Source organism: Duganella sp. Leaf61 (assembly GCF_001421905.1).
Classification (GTDB): domain Bacteria; phylum Pseudomonadota; class Gammaproteobacteria; order Burkholderiales; family Burkholderiaceae_D; genus Rugamonas; species Rugamonas zoogloeoides.
The window spans coordinates 505,073-524,245 of the sequence record NZ_LMLM01000028.1 but is presented as its reverse complement, the minus strand read 5'-3'; the positions used below and the strand labels follow the sequence as shown (position 1 = coordinate 524,245).

Genomic DNA, 19,173 nt, shown 5'->3' with positions numbered 1-19,173 from the left:
ACTCACTTCGCGTTCGCTGGCGACGGCACCCCTGCCTTGCCCCCACCGGGCACCAGCCAGCCCCCATCGGCCAGCCAGTCCGCCAACCGGTCGGGCCAGTGCGCATCGGACAGCCGCTCAGACCTCTGCCCCATGTTGAAAGCATGGCCGGTATCGGCATACAGGTGCAGCTCCGCCGATACACCCGCCGCAATCAGTTGCTGATACAGGGCGATCGACGGCGGCGTGCAGCATGTGTCGTTGGATCCGGACACGATGAACGCCGGTGGTGCACCACTGGCCGCAGTTGCCGGCACGCCCAGCGGTCCCGGATAGACCAGGACCTGGAAGTCCGGCCGGGCGTTATAACGGTCAACCGCATCGACCTTCCCGGTGAGCGCCGGGCCGGCGTGGTCGGCCACCAACGTGGCCAACTCGCCGCCGGCGGAAAAACCCATCACGCCCACCCGGTCAGGATCGATCTTGAAGTCCTCCGCGTGCGCCCTCACCCAGCGCACCGCACGCCGCATATCGGCGACCGCGTCGCGCTCGATCGAATAGCTGGACCCCGGGTCGCGCGCCAGCCGGTATTTCAGTACGAAAGCGGTGACGCCCACGCGGTTCAAGGCGCGCGCGGCGACCATGCCCTCGTTCATCCACACCAGCATGCGGTGGCCGCCCCCGGGAGCGATGACCACCGCCGCGCCGTTGGCGTGGCGCGGATCGGCCGGCACCACCGTCAGCGAGGGATCGTGGATGTTGGAGACGTAGGTATCGACCACCTTCTCCGCCTCTCCATGGCGGCGCTCGGAGCCGGGCGCGCCATCGGGCCACAGCAAATGCGCCGGCTGCGCGCCAGCCACCGCGCACCACAGCAATGCCGCCAGCCATGCCAGGTTCAAGACACCGGTGCGCATCTGCCCTCCCTAGAAGTTATAGCGCACGCCAGCGCGGTACACGCGGCCCAGCACATCGTACAACTGCGGATTGATGCCGAAGCTGAGGTTGGTCTGCGGCGCCGGCGCCGGATTGACATCGCCGATATTGTCGATCTTGAAGAAGCCGGTCAGCTTGTCACTGAACTTGTAGCTGCCGCCCAGGTCCACGTAAAACGCGCCCTTCATCTTGTTGTTGGCGATGGTCGGATGGATGATGGTGGAGACAGGGCAATCGGTCTGGCATTCGATGTATTCATTGCTGTACACGCCCTTGCTGATCCAGCGCTGGGCCAGGGTCAGGCTGTACTGGTCGGTATCCCACGACTGCGACGCCAGGCCTTTCCAGCGCGGCGTGGTGCCGAGGTTGTTGCCCGCGCCTTCAGACGGAATCGTGCCCACCACGCCCGGATCGGTGAGGAAGCTGATGTTGCGGGTGACCAGCGCGCGCAGGGTCAGGCGGCCCGGCAGGCCCCAGTCCTTCAGGTTCATCCGGTACGAGCCTTCCAGGTCGTAACCCTTGCTGCGCAGCGAAGCCAGGTTGAATGCCTGCACGGTCACGAAGTTGTTGGTGGCCACCGGGTTCCCCAGCGACACGGCGCCGCAGATCTCCTGGTTGCCGGCTACGCACAAATCCACTTCCTGTTGCGCCGTCAGCGCCGAGATCACGCCATCGACCTTGATGTCGAAGTAGTCGATCGATGCCGAAAAGCCCGGCGCCCACGACGGTTGCGACAGCACGACGCCAACGATGGTATTGCGCGCGATCTCGGGACGCAGGCGGGTATTGCCCACGCTGCGCTGCTGGATCGCCACCGTGTTGCCCTGGTATTGCACGATATTGTTCACCACTACCTGCGCCGCGTACAGCTCGCTCAGATTCGGCGCCCGCACGTCCTTGGACGTGACCGCACGCAGGCGCCAGCCGTCGAGGCCGGTCTTCCAGTTGGCGCCCAGTTTCCAGCTTTCCACGTGGCCCGACGTGCTGTACCTGGTATGACGGTCGGCCAGGTTGAGGTTGGCTTCGCCCCAGGTAGCGGATTTTAATACCGGCACGTTCAGCTCCACGTAGGCTTCCTTGACGTTATACGTGCCCTGGGCGTTGTGATAATTGCCGGCATACCAGTTGTTGCCCACAGTGGTGTTGAGCAGCGGGTCGGCCGGGTAGTCGGCGGTGTTGGGGCTGTCGGCGAAGATGCCGTTGCCGTACGGATCGCCGGTGACCTTGTAGTGTTCGCGGCGGTACTCGGCGCCGGTGGCGATTGCAATCGGACCGGCCCACGACGAAAACGCTTCGCCGTTGAAGTTGATGCTGGCCACGTCCTGGGTCTGGCGCGTGTGCTGCTGCGGGCCGTTGGCCGGCGCGATGTAGCGCCAGGCCGCCTGGTCCACCGGCACGTCGCCGATGATGTTGAACGGCCGGCAGCCAGCGGCAGCGGCCACCGCGTTACGGCAGACGATGGTGCCGTCGGGCGCGCGCACGGCGTCGATCGCCGCGTTGTAGCGCGCATTGAGCGTCATGTCATGGACGATGATGTCGGTACGGTTGACGCCGTGTTCGGCGTAGGTGTCGTACGACCATTCCTTGCCGCCCAGCTGGAACTTGCCGTTGGCGCCGACGACCATCCGCTTCATTTCGCGGATGGGATGGACATTGATATTTTCCGGGAACACGGCATTGGCCGTGCCGTACTGGAAGCTGGTGATATTGTTGGCGGCGCACGCGGCAACGATGGACGCCGGCAGGTAGGGATTGTCGCAGCGGATGTTCAGGTTGGCGTTCTTGGCCGCGCCAGGGTTGGGCGAGAAATGCGATTTGACCTTGCCGTAGTTGGCGGTGAAGTAAATTTCGTGGTCGGGGCTGATGTCGAAACCCACGCGGGTATAACCCACCTGGCGGGTGAGGTCCATGGCCAGGTTGGTACCGGCGCCCACGCTGCCGCTGAGGTCACCGCCGATGCAGAACGGATTGACGCAGTTGGTGACCGAACCGGTACCGGTCGGCACACCGTTGGAGCCGTAGTTGAACTGGTATGGCTGGCCGTTGGCGCCAAATGCCGTACCTTGCAGCGGGCCGCTGGTGATCAGGCCGAATTTCGAATACTGGTATTGCTGGGCATGCTCGATGGCCGTGTACTGTGGTTTGCCGTCGTTGGTCTGGCTCAAGGGACGGACCTGGAACGCCGGGTTCTTGTACCAGGTGCGGCCATTCGGTCCCACTTCGCCGAAACCGGGCGACTCGATGCCCTTCTCGCGGCCGTATTCCGCGCTGGCCGTCACGTGCAGGCGGTTGTCCATGAACGCCTTGCCCCAGGCTGCTTGCAGCGAGCCATTCTTGTCGTCGTGATACCTGGTCATGCCGCCTTCGATATTCGCCTTGAAACCCTCGAATTTCTTGTCGGTGATGAAGTTGACCACGCCGCCGATGGCGTCCGAACCGTACGAGGCCGAGGCGCCGCCGGTGACCACGTCCACCCGCTTGATCAGCAGTTGCGGGAACTGGCTCACATCGGTCACGCCGGTGACATTGGCGCCCACCACGCGCTGGCCGTCGAGCAGGGTCAGGGTACGGATCGCACCGAGGCCGCGCAGACTCAGCGAACTCAACCCCTGCACGCCGCTGCTGGTACTGTTGGTGCTGGTGGTGCGGCCGGTGCTGCCCTGCAGGGCCGGCAGTTCGGCAATCGCGTTGAACAGGTTGGGCTTGGCAGTCTTGGCCAGGTCCTCGGCGCCAAGCGACGTGGTGGGCGTCGGTTGCGTGAAACCGCGCGCGGCGATGCGCGAGCCGGAAACGGTGACCACGTTCTCTTTTGCCACTTCGGCTGCCGATCCCGGCGCCGTCTCGATGGCTGCCGGTGCCGGTTGGACTGGGGTCGCGGCCGGTTCCACTGCAGCGGGCGCTGCGGCCGGCGCGGCAGTGGCCGGCGTTGTATCGGCTGGCGCCTGCTGCGCCTCGGCGACAGCCTGCTGTGCCTGTGCCGATAACGCGAAACAGGCGCAAGCACTGGCCACGGCCAGGCGCATGATGGTAAGACGGGTTGGGGTTGGGTGTTGCATGTTGTCTCCGATCTTCGTTTGTTTTATGTGTGTTGTCCGCGCGGTACTGCTGACGGTCCGCTGCTGTGGTTGTGAGTAATGCCGCCAGTCCGCCAGTCCCGGCTTAGTCAGGCTCTCTTTAAAAATTAGTCGGTGGCGAGGATGCGCGCCACCAGCTCATCGGGCGCCAGCGTGATCGACAGCGTCACGCCCGCCTCGTCGGCCTGCAACGGTTGCAGGTCGTGGAACTGGCTGTCGAGCAGTGAAGGCGGCATGTAATGGTCGTGCCGTGCCAGCATCCGGCCAGCAATCAATTCGCGCGGACCGTCGAGGTGGGCGAAGCGCAGTGCCGGATCGCCGGCACGCAGCAGGTCGCGGTAGCGGCGCTTCAGAGACGAGCACGACACCACCAGTCCCACGCCCTGCCCGGCCGCCCGGCGCAGTTCCGCTTGCAAGGCCAGCAGCCAGCCAGCGCGGTCGTCGTCGTCAAGCGGCAGGCCGGCCGACATCTTGGCCACGTTGGCGGGCGGGTGAAACTGGTCGCCCTCGACAAACGCCACGTTCAGGCGCGCAGCCAGCGCCTGGCCGACGGTGCTCTTGCCACAGCCGCTCACGCCCATCACCACCCAGCGTACCTGGCTCATGCACGGCCCCAAGTTAGCGCTAACATTTTTATTCTCAAAACATGGACTGGCATATGCAGGACTCGGCTCACAAATAAGGGAAAATGTTCGATGACGCGGGTGGATCAAAAGTTAGCGTTATCATTGATGCCTGAACTTTAGCGGAATGCCGGATTTTGTAAAGATTTATCCGTATTGCATCGCAACATGGGAGTCATGCGAAGCGGCGGGAACAAGCAGCCGTCACCCTTGTCGAGCAGCGAAAGCCACGGCGCCGGCTGCGTGGTTGGCAGACTGGCCGCCGTGGCAAAGCAACAACATCACAGCATGAATTTAAAGCGCGAGGCTTCTTCGGCCAGCGCGTGCTCGTCCTTGCCACGCAGACGTCCCATGTTGCGGCGCTGCGCGGGCTCGGACACCACCCGGTTGATAACTGTCGGCAGTACGCCACGTCCGCTGAGATAGGCGGCGGCGCTGGCCGGTCCTTGCTGGTCCGCCAGCTCGATGCCGGTCTGGACGATTTCCGACGACACCAGGTCGGGGCGATAGGTATGGCTGCTGGACATCGTGATTCTCCTTGAAGAAGGTCTCGATTGTCGCACCACCAACCGCGCACAAATGCGCGCAATCTAACGTTTCAGCAAGAATGCAACGACTTTATTTTTCACCTTGTTATCGCCGGCTTTTTGGACGTGTCCGCCTGATTTATTCGAGGTTCTCGTGATGCCCCAGGGCGCCTTGTTTCCAGTAGGCAGAAATGCGCGCCGCCTGCCGTGGAAAGGCTTTCTCCACAAAAACAATATCGCGCACCTGCTTGGCTACCGCCGCTTCCCCGGCAAACCAGACAAAACCATCACCGTCCGGCAAGGCCAGGTCGCGCAACGCTTTTACCAGCGCGGCGGCGTCGGGCACGATGCGCAGTTCCACCGTGGCAGCGCTGGCAAAATCCAGCTGTGACGCCGCCGGCCCGGTCACCAGCACCTGCACTTTCACGCCCGCCGGCAATTCTTCCAGGCGGCGGCGGATCGCCGGCAAGGCGGTGTCGTCGCCGGCCAGCAGTTGCCATTCGTAATCCATGGGAATGATCATCGAGCCGCGCGGTCCGGCAATCACCGCTGGCTGGCCCACGGCCACGCCGCGGGCCCAGTCGGACGCCGCGCCCTGTTCGTGCAGCGCGAATTCGATGGTCAGCTGGCGCGCGGCGCGGTCGTAGTGACGCGGCGTGTAGTCGCGCATCACGCGCTCGTCACCAATCTGCTGGACGAACTTGACATGGTCGTCATAGGAAGACGAGACGAAATCGGCCAGGCTTTCGCCCTCGAATGTTACGCTAACGAAATCCGGCGCCAATTGCTCGACCTGCACCACCGTCACGTCGCGCATGCGGGTTTCGTGACGCACGCGTTGTATGCGATTATTCTCACTCATGATTTTCACCTTAGTTGACAATGTCCCCCAATTTACCGAAAACAGTTGATCTTGTCAACCAATCGCAGGACAAGCCGGCGGACGCCGTATTCGACGCCGTCCACAACGTCATGCACCTGTACCGCTCGATGCAATTGCGCGGACTGCGCGACAGCACGCGCGACCCCGCGCAGGAACTGACCCACATGGAATACAAGGTGCTGGGATTTTTCGCTCGTCACCCGGGCGCCAGTCAGAGCGAACTGGTGGCCCACTCGGGGCGTGACAAGGCGCAGGTGGCGCGCCTGATCAAGGGCTTGCGCGACCAGCAATTGCTCGACGCACAAGTGGATGAAACCGACCGCCGCAGCACGCGCCTGCGCCTGTCGTCACTGGGAAGCAACGTGATCGACAGCCTGGAAGGCATGGGGGCGCACGTCTCGAACCTGGCAGTGCAAGGCATGAGCACGGAAGAGTGCACGCAATTGCTGTCGCTGCTCATGCGCATCAAGGGCAACCTGGAAGCTGAGGCGGGCGCCGCCCCGGCTGCAGATAAAAATTAACCTTTGGCAGGCTTGCCCGCTTTGTCGGACTTGTTGCCCGTGCAAGACGTGTTGTGTTTGCCGGTGGCGGTCAGGTTCTCGCCACCGCTGGCATCCACCCCACCCTGCGGACGGTGGCAGTTTTCCTTGACGCCCTTGGGCGGCTTGTTGTCGAATCCGGGTTTGGTCGAAGGCTGCATGCCCGCATTGCCGGCGTTGTCGGTGGCCGACGTGGTGCTGGCGTCGGCCTCGGCCTTGCCCTGTCCGGCAGGGTGGAAGGCGGTTGCACCCGTGGTGCCGGTGGGCTGGACCGGCGACGTGGTCTGGGCGTGCGACAGTGCAGCCAGGCACAGGGCAGCAACTCCGAACGCGGCCGCGAAAGTACATTTGGACATGATGACTCCTTGTTAGCACAAAGCACTATTGTTTCACCGTTGGCCGGGTTCGCTTGTAGGAGCACAGCCAGCGGCGAGGTCGGATTCAGGCTGGAATCATGATGATGTACAGTCAGGCGCGCGGTCTGGCGCTCACTTGGCCCAGCACCAGTTGTTCGAACTCGGCCACCGCGACCGGCCGGCCGAACAGGTAGCCCTGGTAGTGGAAGCAGCCGAGCTTTTGCAGCAGCGCGCGCTGGGCCGGCGTCTCCACCCCTTCGGCGATCACGTCCAGCCCCAGGCTGCGCGCCATGGCGATGATGGTGGTGACGATGGCCTGGTCGCTGCGGTCGTTGACCAGGTCGAGGACAAACGACTGGTCGATTTTCAGCTGGCTCAGCGGCAGGCGCTTCAGGTATTGCAGCGACGAGTAGCCGGTACCGAAATCGTCGAGCGACAGGCGCACGCCCATGGCGCGCAGCGCGGCCATGCTGTGCGCCGTCACTTCCACGTTTTTCAGCACGATACCCTCGGTCAGTTCCAGCTTGAGCAGGCGCGGATCGATCGCGTGCCTGGCCACGGCGCCGCGCACCTGCTCGCAAAAACCGGGCTGGTGGAATTGCGCCGCGCTCACATTGACCGCCAGCGTCAGCGCGCGCAGGCCGGGATCTTCCTGCCAGGCGCGCAGGCGCGCGCATGCTTCCTCCAGCACCCAGCTGCCCAATTGCAGGATCAGGCCGGTCTCCTCGGCCAGCGGCACGAACTGCGCCGGCGACATCATCTTGCCGTCCGCACGCCAGCGCACCAGCGCTTCGGCGCCGCGCGCGCGGCCGTGCTGGTCCACCTGGATCTGGTAGTACAGCTCGAACTGGTGCAGGTCGATGGCGATGCGCAACGCCCGCTCCATGTCGGCGCGGGCGTTGATATTGTCCTGCATGCCCTGGTCGAAGAAGCGCATGCCGTTGCGTCCGCCCTGCTTGGCCTGGTACATGGCGATATCGGCCTGCATCAAGAGCTCGTCCGGGTGCGGCGGATGGCCGTTGTGGAACAGGGTCACGCCGATCGACGGCGTGCTGTGACAGGTGTGACTGCCCAGCAGGTAAGGCAGGTTGAGCGCGTTGCGGATGGCCACGCCCAGCATTTCGGTGTGGGCGGCGGCCTCGTCCTGGTCGCTGCTCAAGCCTTCGAGCAGCACCACGAACTCGTCGCCGCCCAGGCGCGCCACGGTGTCACCATGGCGCAGCGCCGCCTGCAGGCGGCCAGCCACTTGCTGCAGCAGCATGTCGCCAACGTTGTGGCCGAGCGTATCGTTGAGGGTCTTGAAGTTGTCGAGGTCGATGAACATCAGCGCGCCGTAGCGGTCGTGCAGGCGGCTGGTGTTGAGCACCTGGCGCAGCCGTTCGAGCAGCAGGCGGCGATTGGGCAGACGCGTGAGCGGATCGTAAAACGCCAGCATCTCGATCTCTTCGCTGGCGGCCTTGCGCTGGGTGATGTCGGTGAGCACGGCCACGTAGTTGGTCAGCCGGCCGCCCTGGTCGCGCACGGCGGCGATGCTCAGGTGTTGCGGATATTTCTCGCCGTCCTTGCGGAGGTTCCAGATCTCGCCTTCCCAGCGGTCGTCGCGGTGGATCGCGTCCCACATGTTGCGGTAAAAGCCGGCATCGTGCTTGCCCGAGCTGAGCATGGCGGGCCGCTGGCCGACGGCTTCCCTGGCGGTGTAGCCGGTAATGCGGCTGAACCCCTGGTTCACGCGCAGGATGATGCCGTGGGCGTCGGTCACCAGCATGCCTTCGGCCGTTTCGAACGCGGCGGTGACCACGCGCAGCTCCGACTCGAGCGCGGCGATGCGCCGGGCCAGGGCGTCGACGGTGCCGGGCGTCTCGACAGGCATCGCAGATCTCATTGATATTTCCTCAGCAATAAATCACAAGAGCAAAGGATAATGATTTTCATCAATAACAAAATTGATCTATATCAAATTTTGGGGTAACCGCCTACCGGGAGAAACTTGACGTGGATCAAATATTTTTCAGGTAAGAGTTGCTAGTCTTGGCACATCGTGACTCGAGCAATTTCCATGCAACCAACTTCCACCCTGTCCGCACGTCCCGCAAGGCCTTCGCAACGAGGCGCCCTGCCGCCGTGCTGCCGCGACTGCGACACCCGCAGCCACTGCCTGGCCGCCGGCCTCGACGCCACCGCGCTGGAAGCGTTCGAACACCAGGTGGTATTACGGCGCCACGAACTCAAGCGCCACCAGCGCCTGGTCGCGCGCGGTGCGCCGTTCGACACCTTGTACTCGGTCCAGCACGGCCAGCTGAAAGCCGAGCGCTCCATGCCGGACGGCCGCCCGCAAGTAATCGGCTTCTACCAGCCGGGCCGCTTGCTGGGCCTGGAATCGCTGGCCGCCAATACCCACCGCTGCGACGTGCTGGCCCTGTGCGACAGCACCGCGTGCGCCATCTCGTACACGGGCCTGACGCGCCTGATGAAACAATACGCGGCCCTCACACGCCGCTTCCACCAGCTGGTCGGCGCCGAACTCGACCGCCAACAAACCAGCATGCTGATGCTGGGCACGGCCAAGGCGCCGCAGCGCCTGGCGACGTTCCTGCTGGACCTGGCCGATGGCGGCGCTGTCGAACCGGCCGACACGGTGGAACTGCGCATGTCGCGCGACGACATCGCCTCGCACCTGGGCCTGGCGCTGGAAAGCGTGAGCCGCCAGCTGACCCAGTTCCGGGCGGCGGGGTTGCTCGATGTGCAGAACCGGCGGATCACACTGCTGGATCGGGACGGATTAACAAGGATAGCGGCGGCGGGATAGGCTGCCGAAACAGCAGATCGGTATACCAAGGCTGGCGGAGTGAACCAGCCGGCACTTACCCCGGCGGCGGCAGCACGAAGTCGGGGTATTTGTCGCGCAGCGCGTCGATTTCGGACAGGGTGCCCGACAGGTGGTGGCGCACCGCTTCGCGCGCCTGGTCCGAGGCGCCGGCGGCAATCGCGTTGGCAATCGCGCCGTGGTCGTCGAGGATGCGCTGGGCCTTGCTGTTGAGCGGCAGGTGCAGGCGGCGCAGGCGGTCGAGGTTGCCGCTGAGGCGGCGCACCAGGTCCCACAGGTCGGCGATATCGGCCGCCGCGTACATGGTGCGGTGGAATTCCAGGTCGATGCGCGCGAAGCTTTCCAGGTCCTTGCGTTCGAGCGCCTGTTTTTGCCGCGTGATCAGGTCGCTGAGGGAGCCGTCCAGATTCGGCGGCCGCTGCTTGGACAACTGGTGCGCCATTTCCAGCTCCACCGACAGCCGCAGCACATGGGCCTGGCGCGCGGACGCCAGGTCGATGGCGCTGACACGGGTGAGATGCTGCGGGTAGATGTCCACCAGCCGCTCCTCTTCGAGGCGCAGCAGCGCATCGCGGATGGGCGTGGTGGACAGCTTGAAATACTCGGCCAATTGCTGGCGCGCGAGCACGGTGCCGGGTTCAAGCGCGATGGTCACGATCAATTCGCGCAAATGCTCGAACACCTGGACCGTCGCATTGCGCGAACGGTCGAGGCTGAAATTTCCTGGCAACGATTGCAAAGCCATGCTGAGACCGGAGTGTTGTGATGGTCTCATATATTAACATATCAATATTGCTGACCTATTCAGGCAATGCTGCCCGATAAAACTCGATCTCGACGATCGACAACACTCCTTTCGGCGTGGAGTTGGCGCCGGTATCGACGATGGCCTGGTTGGCCACCTCCGTCATCTTGACGGCATTACCCTCCTCGGCCGCGCCCACCAGTTCCACCGTCACCAGGCTCCCCTGCTTTGGCTTGACTGGCAGCGTGACATAGCCGAGGCTGCGCGGGGCCATGCCGTTGAAGACTTCCTCGCCATCGACGGCAATGCGCACCGGGTAGCTGCGTTCGCGCCAGCCCGACAATTTCATGGTGACCTCGGTCAGCGTGGTGGGCTGTGCCATGCGGTACGTGATCGCCGACGCGCCTGCGGCGCTGGCCCAGCGCGTGGTTTCGTCGTCGTCGATGGAGTTGCCGGCGTCGGCGGCGTTGCTGGCGGCGCTGGCCACCTGCACCGGCACCGCGATCCGGCTTACCTTGAACGACGGCGTGGCCGGCGTGGGTCCGCGCTCCAGGTACAGCGGCAAATCCGCACCCGGCAGGCGCTGCGACAAGCCCGCCACCACCGGCGCCGGTTTCGATTGCAGCACCACTTGCGCACTTTTCAGTCCCTGGGCGCGGGCGCGCAGCACGATCTTGCCGGCCTCGGTGGCGCTGCGCACCAGTACCCGGTTGATGCCGCCCTCCACCGGCAGCGACTTGTCGAGCACATGGTTGTTCGGTCCTTGGGCGATGCCGCCGCGCCACTCGGCCGGGCCGTCCAGTTCAAAGGTGATCGTGTCCAGCGCCGCCGGGTTGCGGCGGCCCTTGGCATCGACCACTTCCACCTGCACCAGCGCCAGGTCGGCGCCATCGGCTTGCAGGCCGGAGGGGCCGGTCATGGGCGTGAGCTTGAGCGCCACCGGTTTGCCGGCGGTGGTCAGCACGCTTTCGCACACCTGCTTGCCGGCGGCATCGTAGCCGATGGCTTTCAGCTCGCCCGGCTGCCAGGCGATATCGTCGAACGTGAACAGGAAGCGCTCGCTCTGGCGCGCGCCAGCGCCTACCTTTTTACCGTTCAGGCGCAACTCCACCCGCTCGGCGCTGGAAATCACGGTGACCGCCTTGCGCGTGCCGGGCTGGTAGTTCCAGTGGCCGACAATGTGGGCGCGCGGGCGCTCCACGTCCACCCAGCCATCCCAGATCACCTGGTGCGCAAAGTAGCCGTCCTTGGGAATGCGCATGGCATCGACCTCGCCGCTGCGGCGGTAGTTTTCGGCGCCGCGATGGTGAGTGTTGGAATCCGAGAAAATGATGTTGACGCCGCCCGACGACACGCGCGTGCCGGTACCGGGCCGCTCGCGCCAGTAGTCGTACCAGCGCTTGACGTTTTCGATCGCGTGGGTGTCCTGGTTGCGGTTGTAGGTGGCCGCGCTTTGCCCCTTATATTGCGGGCCGTCGCCGTCCGCGTGGAACGGTGGCGAGAGCGCGTCCCAGAACTTGCGGGCGCCCTCGTCGCGCGAGTACTCCATCGCCCACATCGGGTTGCGCGCGCTCTTGTTTATGTACAGCATTTCGCCGCCGTATTCGGCCACGTTCTGCAGGGCGCTGCTGAGCATTTCGCGGCTGCCGGAGGCACGCCCGCCGTGCGGATCGTACTGGTCGCGCAGCGCCTTCATTTCCTGCATGTGGGCCGCGCTCACGCCGCGATTGCCGCTTTCGTAAAAGATGATGCTGGGGCTGTTGCGGTTGTAGATGATGGCGTCGCGCATGACTTCCAGGCGCTGCTCCCAGCGCCGGCCCGTCACGTCCGCCTCCGAATCGCCGGGCGGCATCGCCTGCATCAGGCCGATGCGGTCGAGCGACTCGGTGTCCTGGCGCCACGGCGTGATGTGCATCCAGCGGATCAGGTTGGCGTTGCTCTTGAGCGCCAGGCCGTTGCTGTAATCGCTGAGCCAGGCCGGCACCGATATGCCCACTGCCGGCCACTCATTCGACGTGCGCTGCGCATAGCCCTTCATTTGCAGCACGCGGTCGTTCAGGCGCACCATGCCTTCGCCGAAGGCGGTCTTGCGGAAGCCGGTGCGGGTGACCACGCTGTCGATCGCCTTGCCATCGACCTTGAGCGTGGTGGTAACGTCGTACAGGTAGCCGTAGCCCCAGCTCCAGAAGTGCAGGTTCTCCACCTTTGCGCTGGCCTTGACGGTGGCGGTGTCGCCCGGCGCCACCGTTTGCGCTGGCGCCGTAAAGCTGGCCACCTGCTTGCCGTCGCGGTCGCGCAGCACCACCTCGTAGGTAAAGGTGCGTGGCTCGGCGTACTCGTTTTTCACCTGCGATTCGGCGTGGATGGTGGCGCGACGGCCACCGATATCGAAATCCTGCGCGTACACGTACACGCCGGTGGTGCCCAGGCTGGCGAACAGGGGCAAGGTCTGATAGAGCTTGTCGGTGATGTGCAGGCGTACGTTCTTCGGCAAGCCGCCATAGTTGGCATTGAAATTTTTATCGGCCCACTGGTAGCGCTGGTTGGTGGCGCGCTCGCGGTAGTCCCAGCGGTTGTCGGTGCGCACCGCCACCGTGTTTTCGCCATCGACCAGCGCCGCCGAGATGTCCACGCCAAACGCGGTGATGCCGTTTTCGTGCAGCGCCAGCTGCTTGCCGTTCACATACACCTCGGCCGCCTGGCGCGCACCCTCGAATTCGAGGAACACCTTGCGCCCGCGCGTTCCGGCCGGCAAGGTAAAGCGCTTGCGGTACCAGGCGATGCCGGTCGAATGATCGACGATGTCCTTGCCGAACGCGTCGTCCTCGTTCCAGGCGCGCGGTAACGTCACTGCTTTCCAGGCGCGGTCGTCGAAGCCGGAATCGGACGCGTTGGCCGGATCGGCCACGGCCAGGCGCCAGGCCGGGTTGAAATTGAAGGACTGGCGCTCGGCGTGCGCTGCCGTCAACACGCAGTGGGAAACCAGCAGGAATAACAGCAGACGCGGCACGGTGGTCATAAGCGCTCTCAAAAAGTTCACGCTAAAATATTAGCATTTTAGAATTGCTAAAACCGGCAACTGATACTTTGCTCAACAACCTGACCAATGCAGTGCGCAAAGTTGACACACTAATATATCAATGTTTTACTGCCCTGTCGGATTCGGCAAAGAAAGCGCCAGCACCCGCGCCGGCGCCGACGGCCGCTACTTTGCCGGCGAGGCCACCGTCCGCGACGGCAAGGTCGTCGTCACCAGCCCGCACGTGCCGGCCCCCGTGGCCGTGCGCTTCGGCTGGGACGAAGCGGCGCAACCGAACCTGATCAACGGCGCCGGCCTGCCGGCTGTGCCGTTCCGCTCAACCCGAAAATCTTTACCACAGTGAATCCGAACATGACCGCCTCCGCATCCTCCACTCCTCACGCTGCGACGCCCGTCGTCACCGCCATCCGCGTCGTCCCCGTTGCGGGCCGCGACAGCATGCTGCTCAACCTGAGCGGCGCCCACGGCCCCTGGTTCACCCGCAACATCGTGCTGGTGACCGACAGCGCCGGCCATACCGGCGTGGGCGAAGTGCCGGGCGGCGAAGCGATCCGCAAGACGCTGGAAGATGCGCGCCCGCTGCTGCTGGGCCAGTCGATCGGCAACTACAAGGCGATCCTGAACCAGGCGCGCCAGGCGTTCGCCGACCGCGATGCCGGCGGGCGCGGCCTGCAAACCTTCGACCTGCGGGTGGCGATCCACGCCGTGACGGCGCTGGAATCGGCGCTGCTCGACCTGCTGGGCCAGCACCTGGGCGTGCCGATGGCGGCCCTGCTCGGCGACGGCCAGCAGCGCACCGAGGTCGATGTGCTGGGCTACCTGTTCTACATCGGCGACCGCCAGGCCACCGACCTGGCCTACGACACCGCGCCCGATGCTGCCGACGACTGGCTGCGCCTGCGCCACGAGCAGGCCATGACGCCGGAAGCGGTCGTGCGCCTGGCCGAGGCGGCTTACCAGCGCTACGGCTTCCGCGACTTCAAGCTGAAGGGCGGCGTGCTGCGCGGCGAGGACGAAATCGTCGCCGTCACCGCGCTGGCCGAGCGCTTCCCCGATGCGCGCGTCACGCTCGACCCCAATGGCGCCTGGTCGCTCAAGGATGCGATCCGCCTGTGCCGCGACCAGCACGACGTGCTGGCCTACGCCGAAGACCCGTGCGGCGCCGAAAACGGCTACTCGGGCCGCGAAGTGATGGCCGAGTTCCGCCGCGCCACCGGCCTGCCCACCGCCACCAACATGATCGCCACCGACTGGCGCGAACTGGGCCACGCGGTGCAATTACAGGCGATCGACATTCCGCTGGCCGACCCGCACTTCTGGACCATGCAGGGCTCGGTGCGGGTGGCGCAGATGTGCCACGAATGGGGCCTGACCTGGGGTTCGCACTCGAACAACCACTTCGACATTTCGCTGGCGATGTTCACCCACGTGGCTGCCGCCGCGCCGGGCAACATCACCGCCATCGACACCCACTGGATCTGGCAGGACGGCCAGCACCTGACCCACAACCCGTTCCAGATCGCCGGCGGCAAGATCGCCGTGCCGGCCACGCCGGGCCTGGGCGTGCAGCCGGACCTGGACGCCATCGAGGCGGCCCACCAGCGCTACCTGAACATGGGCCTGGGCAGCCGCGACGATGCGGCAGCGATGCAGTTCTTCTTCCCGGGCTGGAAATTCGACAACAAGCGACCGAGTTTCGTGCGGTAATCAAGGTATACTAGCGCCGCGTCCGCTACCCAACACCCGTCGCGGCCGCCCACCTGGCCCCATCCCCGCCGGACTTGTTGTGCGCCTCTCGCGCCAGGAAACATCCGTGCGGCACCTGCTCCCGTTTTTTCACAGTTTCAAGTTCAAGATCACCGCCACTGTCGCCGTCATGGTATTCGTTGCCGCCATCGGCGTGGGCCGGGTGTCGCTGGTGATCTTCGATGTGTCGATGCGCCAGTTGCTGGCAGCGCAGGAAATGGCCATGCTGACCAGCACCGCCGCCTTCATCGAGAACGATCTGCACAGCAAGCGCCAGGCGCTCAGGTTGCTGGCCGAGGAACGGCCCGGCCACCGCGTCGGGCCCGACCAGATCCAGGCGCTGCTCGAGGCGCATCGCTCGCTGCGCGATGATTTTTATAACGTCACCGCCTTCGATACCAAGGGCAATCTGATCGCCAACCTGCTCGACCGGCGTACCATCGGCAAGGGCAATTACGCCGGGCGCGACTACTTTCGCGACACCATGGCCAGCGGCGAAGGCCTGATTTCGGCGCCGTTTCGCAGCCAGTTGAGCGGCAAACCGGTGGTGGTCATCACCCAGCCGATGCTGGCCGAAGACGGCAGCATCGTCGCCATCCTGGTGGGGGCGGTGGACCTGATGCGGCCGTCGTTCTCGGGCCAGATGCGCGAGCTCGACGCCAAGACCGGCGGCTACCTGTTCATCGTTGCCGCCGACGGCACCATCATCCATCATCCTGACCGCGACTTCATCCTGCGCCGCCAGCCCGACGATGCCGGCGCCGTGATCGCTGCCGCGCTGGCCTCGCCCGACGGCTGGCGCGACGACGTGCTCGATGGCGGCGAACCGGCGCTGCTGGTCCACCAGCGCCTGCGCGGCGTGGACTGGACGGTGGCGGTCTCGCGGCCGCTGCAACGCGCTTTTGCACCGCTGACCCATGTGCGGCTGCGGGTGCTGGCGGCGATCACGCTGATCACCGCGTTTGCCGCGCTGCTGGGCTGGATCATCACCACCCGCTTGATCAGGCCATTGAACCGCCTGCGTGACCACGTGGTGGCCATCGACAGCGGCACCGCCAGCCTGGCGGTGCTGGAAACGCAGCGCCACGACGAGTTCGGGTTGCTGAGCCGCGCGTTCCACGCCATCGGCCAGCGCCGCGACCAGTTCGAGAAGGATTTGCAGCAGATCGCCACCACCGACGCCCTGACCGGCGTGCACAACCGCCGCCTGTTCGACGCCTTCTTCCCGACCGCCCTGGCGCGCGGCCAGCGCAACGGCCGGCGCGTGGGCCTGGCGATGCTGGACCTGGACAAGTTCAAGCCGATCAACGACACCCATGGCCACGCAGTGGGCGATGCGGTGCTGGTGGAATTCGCACGGCGCCTGACGGACAGCGTGCGCGCCAGCGATACCGTGGCGCGGCTGGCCGGCGACGAGTTCGTGGTGGTGTTCGAACTGGTGGAGTCATATAACGAGGCCGGCGAGGCCGGCGTGCTGGGCCAGCGCATCATCGACGCCATGGCGCCGCCATTTCAGATCGGCGCGCTGACCTTGCAGATGACGACCAGCATCGGCATCGCGCTGGCCGACATCGCCCATGCGCAGCCGGCCGAGGTGATGCAGGCCGCCGATGAAGCGCTGTACCGGGTGAAGGCGCAAGGACGCAACGGCTGGCTGGTGCATGACCTGGACAAGGCGCTGAGCCGCCCTATCTCCCGGCCGGCCGCCTGACAACGCGCCGGCCCCAGCCTTCAGCGCAAAACGCAGCGACGAAGACCGTACGCAGCTACGGCAAGGCGCTGCAACGCCGCGATAGCGGCTTCGTCAGGCGTGCTGTTCGAGCATGCGGGCCAGTGCCGAAAAATCGACCGGCTTGACCATGTAGCGGTCGAACGGCGAATCGGCTTCCTCCGGGTTGGCGTAGCCGGTGACAGCGATCAGGCGCGCGCCGGCCGTATGCGCTTGTGCGCGCAGGCGGCGCGCCAGTTCGCGGCCGTCCATTTCGGGCATGCCGATGTCGAGCAGGAACACGTCCGGCGTTTGCTCGGGCGCCAGGGCCAGCGCCGCCTTCGGACTGTTGATCTCGACCACGTCGTGGCCGATGGCGCGCAGGCACGTGGCCAGGGTCCAGGCGGCATCGACGTTGTCGTCCACCACCACGATTTTCAGCGGTTGCGCCGCGTCGAAACGGTGGCCGCCGACCGGCGCCGCGTCCCGCGGCGCGGCCTGGCGGCGCGGCAGCCACACGGTAAACGTGGCGCCCTGGCCTTCGCCGGAGCTGGCGGCAGCCACGCGGCCGCCATGCAGCTCGACCATGCTGCGCACCAGCGCCAGCCCCAGTCCCAGGCCGCCCTGGGCGCGGTCCGGCGTGCGCGCGGCCTGCACGAACAGCTCGAAAATGCGCGGTACCAGCTCCTGGTCCAGGCCCACGCCGTTGTCCGCCACCGATATCACGACGTCGTCGCCGACCACGGTCAGCGCAACCTCGATGCGCCCGCTGACCGGCGTGTAGCGCGCGGCGTTGCCCAGCAGGTTCGCCAGCACCTGCACCAGGCGCTTCTCGTCGCCAAGCACCAGCGCGCCCTCGTGGGTAATGTGGGTGTGCACCCGGTGGCCGCGCTGTTCGATCAGCGGCGCCACCTGTTCCAGCGCGGCAGCCACCACGTGCTTGCAGTCGACCACCACGCGGTCGAGTTCCACCATGCCGCGCGTCACGCGCGAGACATCGAGCAGGTCGTCGAGCATGCCTGACATGTGGCGCGCCTGGCGCGACAGCACCTCGCTCATGCGGGCGATGCGGGCCGGGTCGGGCGGCGCAATGGCCAGCAGGTCGGCTGCGGCGCTGATCGGCGCCAGCGGGTTGCGCAGCTCGTGCGCCAGCATGGCGAGAAAATCGTCCTTCTGGCGGTTGCTGCGCGAGAGTTCGGCCTCCACCTGCTTCTGGCGGCTGATATCGAGCGTGATGCCGTCGAACCGGGTGGGCGCGCCGTGGGCGTCGAAATAGGTGCGGCCCTTGGCGCGCAGCCAGCGCTCGCGCCCATCCGGCGCCACCACGCGGTATTCGACATCGTACATTTGCTTGTCGCGCACGCTCGCTTCGACCGCCGCGTGCGTGTGGGCCCGGTCGTCGGGGTGGATGCGCGCATAAAACGGGTCGAAATCGACCTCGGCATCAAGCGGCAGGAAGAAATGTTCCTTGCAGGTGTCGTTCCAGTAGATTTTATCCATCGGCATCGGGCAGTAAAAGGTGCCCAGTTCGCCGGCCTGCACCGCCAGGTCGAGCCGCTCGCCGGCCTCGGTGGCGCGCGCCTCGGCCGCAGTGCGGCGCCGTTCGCCTTCCTTGACCACTTCGATCACGCGCTCGAGATCGTCGAACGACCGCTTGACGTGCTCGGACGGATCGCCGGGTGGCAAGGTGTTGTCGCCATTGACCAGCGCGGTCATGTCGTACACGCGGTGAATGATGGCAACCACCTGGCCGTCCGCATCGAGCACGGGGAGGTTGGTGGGCAACCAGTATTTCACGATGAAACCGTCGCCCTTGCGGTCGGGCACGTCGTAACGCTGCAAGTCCATGGTATGCATGCGCCGCGTACGCAGCACTTCGTGCAGCGAGGCGCACAGCCGATCGGGACCGTCGGCATCGCTGGATGCAGCCGGGAATGCCTCGAACAGCGGCCGGCCGATGACGTCGGCGCGCGACGTCATGGTGGCGGCCAGGTATTCGTCGGAGCCGTGCAGGATGACAAACTCGGGCGACACATCGAGCACGAGGATGGCGAACGGCAGAGCCTGCACTACAAGGGAGGTTTCAACTGTCATCGCGCGTCAAGTAAATGTTATCCTTGTGATTCTAGCACCCGCACGTTTGCGGCCGAAGCCACGCACACCATTGCGCATCCCGATGCGCCGCGCAGCCAC

The 19,173-nt window shown here is 65.2% G+C and carries 15 protein-coding genes; 5 read left to right on the top strand and 10 right to left on the bottom strand.

All coding sequences use genetic code 11. From position 1 onward, the window contains the following. Positions 1-2: 2 nt before the first annotated feature. From ASF04_RS17460 to ASF04_RS17440, 5 genes are all read right to left on the bottom strand, one after another. Positions 3-896, bottom strand: coding sequence for an alpha/beta hydrolase (locus ASF04_RS17460; RefSeq protein WP_056144285.1), 894 nt, complete (start codon positions 894-896; stop codon positions 3-5). A gap of 9 nt (positions 897-905) precedes the next feature. Then, positions 906-3,971, bottom strand: coding sequence for a TonB-dependent siderophore receptor (locus ASF04_RS17455; RefSeq protein ID WP_229205091.1), 3,066 nt, complete (start codon positions 3,969-3,971; stop codon positions 906-908). A 125-nt stretch (positions 3,972-4,096) separates the two neighbouring features. After that, positions 4,097-4,594: a gluconokinase gene (locus ASF04_RS17450; protein WP_056144280.1), complete on the bottom strand. Its 498-nt coding sequence runs from the start codon at positions 4,592-4,594 to the stop codon at positions 4,097-4,099. A gap of 299 nt (positions 4,595-4,893) precedes the next feature. Beyond that, positions 4,894-5,139 (bottom strand): hypothetical protein, encoded by a 246-nt coding sequence (locus ASF04_RS17445; protein WP_019922300.1) that lies wholly within the window; start codon positions 5,137-5,139, stop codon positions 4,894-4,896. A 139-nt stretch (positions 5,140-5,278) separates the two neighbouring features. Beyond that, complete coding sequence (locus ASF04_RS17440) at positions 5,279-6,001, bottom strand: siderophore-interacting protein (protein ID WP_056144277.1); 723 nt, start codon at positions 5,999-6,001, stop codon at positions 5,279-5,281. 20 nt (positions 6,002-6,021) lie between these two features. On the opposite strand from ASF04_RS17440, the gene ASF04_RS17435 reads away from it, so the two are divergent. Further along, positions 6,022-6,543 (top strand): MarR family winged helix-turn-helix transcriptional regulator, encoded by a 522-nt coding sequence (locus tag ASF04_RS17435; RefSeq protein ID WP_056144274.1) that lies wholly within the window; start codon positions 6,022-6,024, stop codon positions 6,541-6,543. Here the strand turns inward: ASF04_RS17435 and ASF04_RS17430 are convergent. Together ASF04_RS17430 and ASF04_RS28600 are read right to left on the bottom strand one after the other, a co-directional pair. After that, positions 6,540-6,917: a hypothetical protein gene (locus ASF04_RS17430; protein WP_056144271.1), complete on the bottom strand. Its 378-nt coding sequence runs from the start codon at positions 6,915-6,917 to the stop codon at positions 6,540-6,542. The two genes, ASF04_RS17435 and ASF04_RS17430, sit on opposite strands and share 4 nt — an antisense overlap. A 112-nt stretch (positions 6,918-7,029) precedes the next feature. Next, on the bottom strand, positions 7,030-8,799 hold the full coding sequence (locus ASF04_RS28600) for a bifunctional diguanylate cyclase/phosphodiesterase (RefSeq protein ID WP_304438343.1): 1,770 nt from the start codon (positions 8,797-8,799) through the stop codon (positions 7,030-7,032). A gap of 174 nt (positions 8,800-8,973) precedes the next feature. On the opposite strand from ASF04_RS28600, the gene ASF04_RS17420 reads away from it, so the two are divergent. Further along, positions 8,974-9,723: a Crp/Fnr family transcriptional regulator gene (locus ASF04_RS17420; RefSeq protein WP_056144265.1), complete on the top strand. Its 750-nt coding sequence runs from the start codon at positions 8,974-8,976 to the stop codon at positions 9,721-9,723. A gap of 55 nt (positions 9,724-9,778) precedes the next feature. On the opposite strand, the gene ASF04_RS17415 is transcribed toward ASF04_RS17420, so the two are convergent. Together ASF04_RS17415 and ASF04_RS17410 are read right to left on the bottom strand one after the other, a co-directional pair. Next, positions 9,779-10,486 (bottom strand): GntR family transcriptional regulator, encoded by a 708-nt coding sequence (locus tag ASF04_RS17415; protein ID WP_056144262.1) that lies wholly within the window; start codon positions 10,484-10,486, stop codon positions 9,779-9,781. Between the two features lie 55 nt (positions 10,487-10,541). Beyond that, the gene (locus ASF04_RS17410; RefSeq protein WP_056144259.1) at positions 10,542-13,505 is read right to left on the bottom strand and encodes a DUF4982 domain-containing protein; all 2,964 of its coding nucleotides are present in this window, start codon (positions 13,503-13,505) and stop codon (positions 10,542-10,544) included. A gap of 121 nt (positions 13,506-13,626) precedes the next feature. Here ASF04_RS17410 and ASF04_RS17405 point away from each other — a divergent pair, with 121 nt between their 5' ends. The 3 genes from ASF04_RS17405 (at position 13,627) to ASF04_RS17395 (ending at position 16,983) form a co-directional block, all read left to right on the top strand. Next, complete coding sequence (locus ASF04_RS17405; RefSeq protein WP_056144256.1) at positions 13,627-13,869, top strand: hypothetical protein; 243 nt, start codon at positions 13,627-13,629, stop codon at positions 13,867-13,869. Positions 13,870-13,877: 8 nt separating this feature from the next. Beyond that, positions 13,878-15,233, top strand: coding sequence for a glucarate dehydratase (gene gudD, locus ASF04_RS17400; RefSeq protein WP_056144253.1), 1,356 nt, complete (start codon positions 13,878-13,880; stop codon positions 15,231-15,233). A 106-nt stretch (positions 15,234-15,339) separates the two neighbouring features. Beyond that, positions 15,340-16,983: a sensor domain-containing diguanylate cyclase gene (locus ASF04_RS17395; RefSeq protein ID WP_056144251.1), complete on the top strand. Its 1,644-nt coding sequence runs from the start codon at positions 15,340-15,342 to the stop codon at positions 16,981-16,983. A gap of 93 nt (positions 16,984-17,076) precedes the next feature. Here ASF04_RS17395 and ASF04_RS17390 read toward each other — a convergent pair whose 3' ends face one another. After that, positions 17,077-19,074, bottom strand: coding sequence for an ATP-binding protein (locus ASF04_RS17390; protein WP_082488825.1), 1,998 nt, complete (start codon positions 19,072-19,074; stop codon positions 17,077-17,079). Positions 19,075-19,173: the final 99 nt, after the last annotated feature.

Excerpts from the sequence above, each read along its gene's own strand:
- ASF04_RS17435 (WP_056144274.1), top strand. The coding sequence starts at position 6,022 with ATGTCCCCCAATTTACCGAAAACAGTTGATCTTGTCAACCAATCGCAG.
- ASF04_RS17430 (WP_056144271.1), bottom strand. The coding sequence starts at position 6,917 with ATGTCCAAATGTACTTTCGCGGCCGCGTTCGGAGTTGCTGCCCTGTGC.
- ASF04_RS17405 (WP_056144256.1), top strand. The coding sequence starts at position 13,627 with ATGTTTTACTGCCCTGTCGGATTCGGCAAAGAAAGCGCCAGCACCCGC.
- ASF04_RS17445 (WP_019922300.1), bottom strand. The coding sequence starts at position 5,139 with ATGTCCAGCAGCCATACCTATCGCCCCGACCTGGTGTCGTCGGAAATC.
- ASF04_RS17455 (WP_229205091.1), bottom strand. The coding sequence starts at position 3,971 with ATGCAACACCCAACCCCAACCCGTCTTACCATCATGCGCCTGGCCGTG.
- ASF04_RS17410 (WP_056144259.1), bottom strand. The coding sequence starts at position 13,505 with ATGACCACCGTGCCGCGTCTGCTGTTATTCCTGCTGGTTTCCCACTGC.
- gudD (WP_056144253.1), top strand. The coding sequence starts at position 13,878 with ATGACCGCCTCCGCATCCTCCACTCCTCACGCTGCGACGCCCGTCGTC.
- ASF04_RS28600 (WP_304438343.1), bottom strand. The coding sequence starts at position 8,799 with ATGAGATCTGCGATGCCTGTCGAGACGCCCGGCACCGTCGACGCCCTG.
- ASF04_RS17440 (WP_056144277.1), bottom strand. The coding sequence starts at position 6,001 with ATGAGTGAGAATAATCGCATACAACGCGTGCGTCACGAAACCCGCATG.
- ASF04_RS17390 (WP_082488825.1), bottom strand. The coding sequence starts at position 19,074 with ATGACAGTTGAAACCTCCCTTGTAGTGCAGGCTCTGCCGTTCGCCATC.
- ASF04_RS17450 (WP_056144280.1), bottom strand. The coding sequence starts at position 4,594 with ATGAGCCAGGTACGCTGGGTGGTGATGGGCGTGAGCGGCTGTGGCAAG.
- ASF04_RS17415 (WP_056144262.1), bottom strand. The coding sequence starts at position 10,486 with ATGGCTTTGCAATCGTTGCCAGGAAATTTCAGCCTCGACCGTTCGCGC.
- ASF04_RS17420 (WP_056144265.1), top strand. The coding sequence starts at position 8,974 with ATGCAACCAACTTCCACCCTGTCCGCACGTCCCGCAAGGCCTTCGCAA.
- ASF04_RS17460 (WP_056144285.1), bottom strand. The coding sequence starts at position 896 with ATGCGCACCGGTGTCTTGAACCTGGCATGGCTGGCGGCATTGCTGTGG.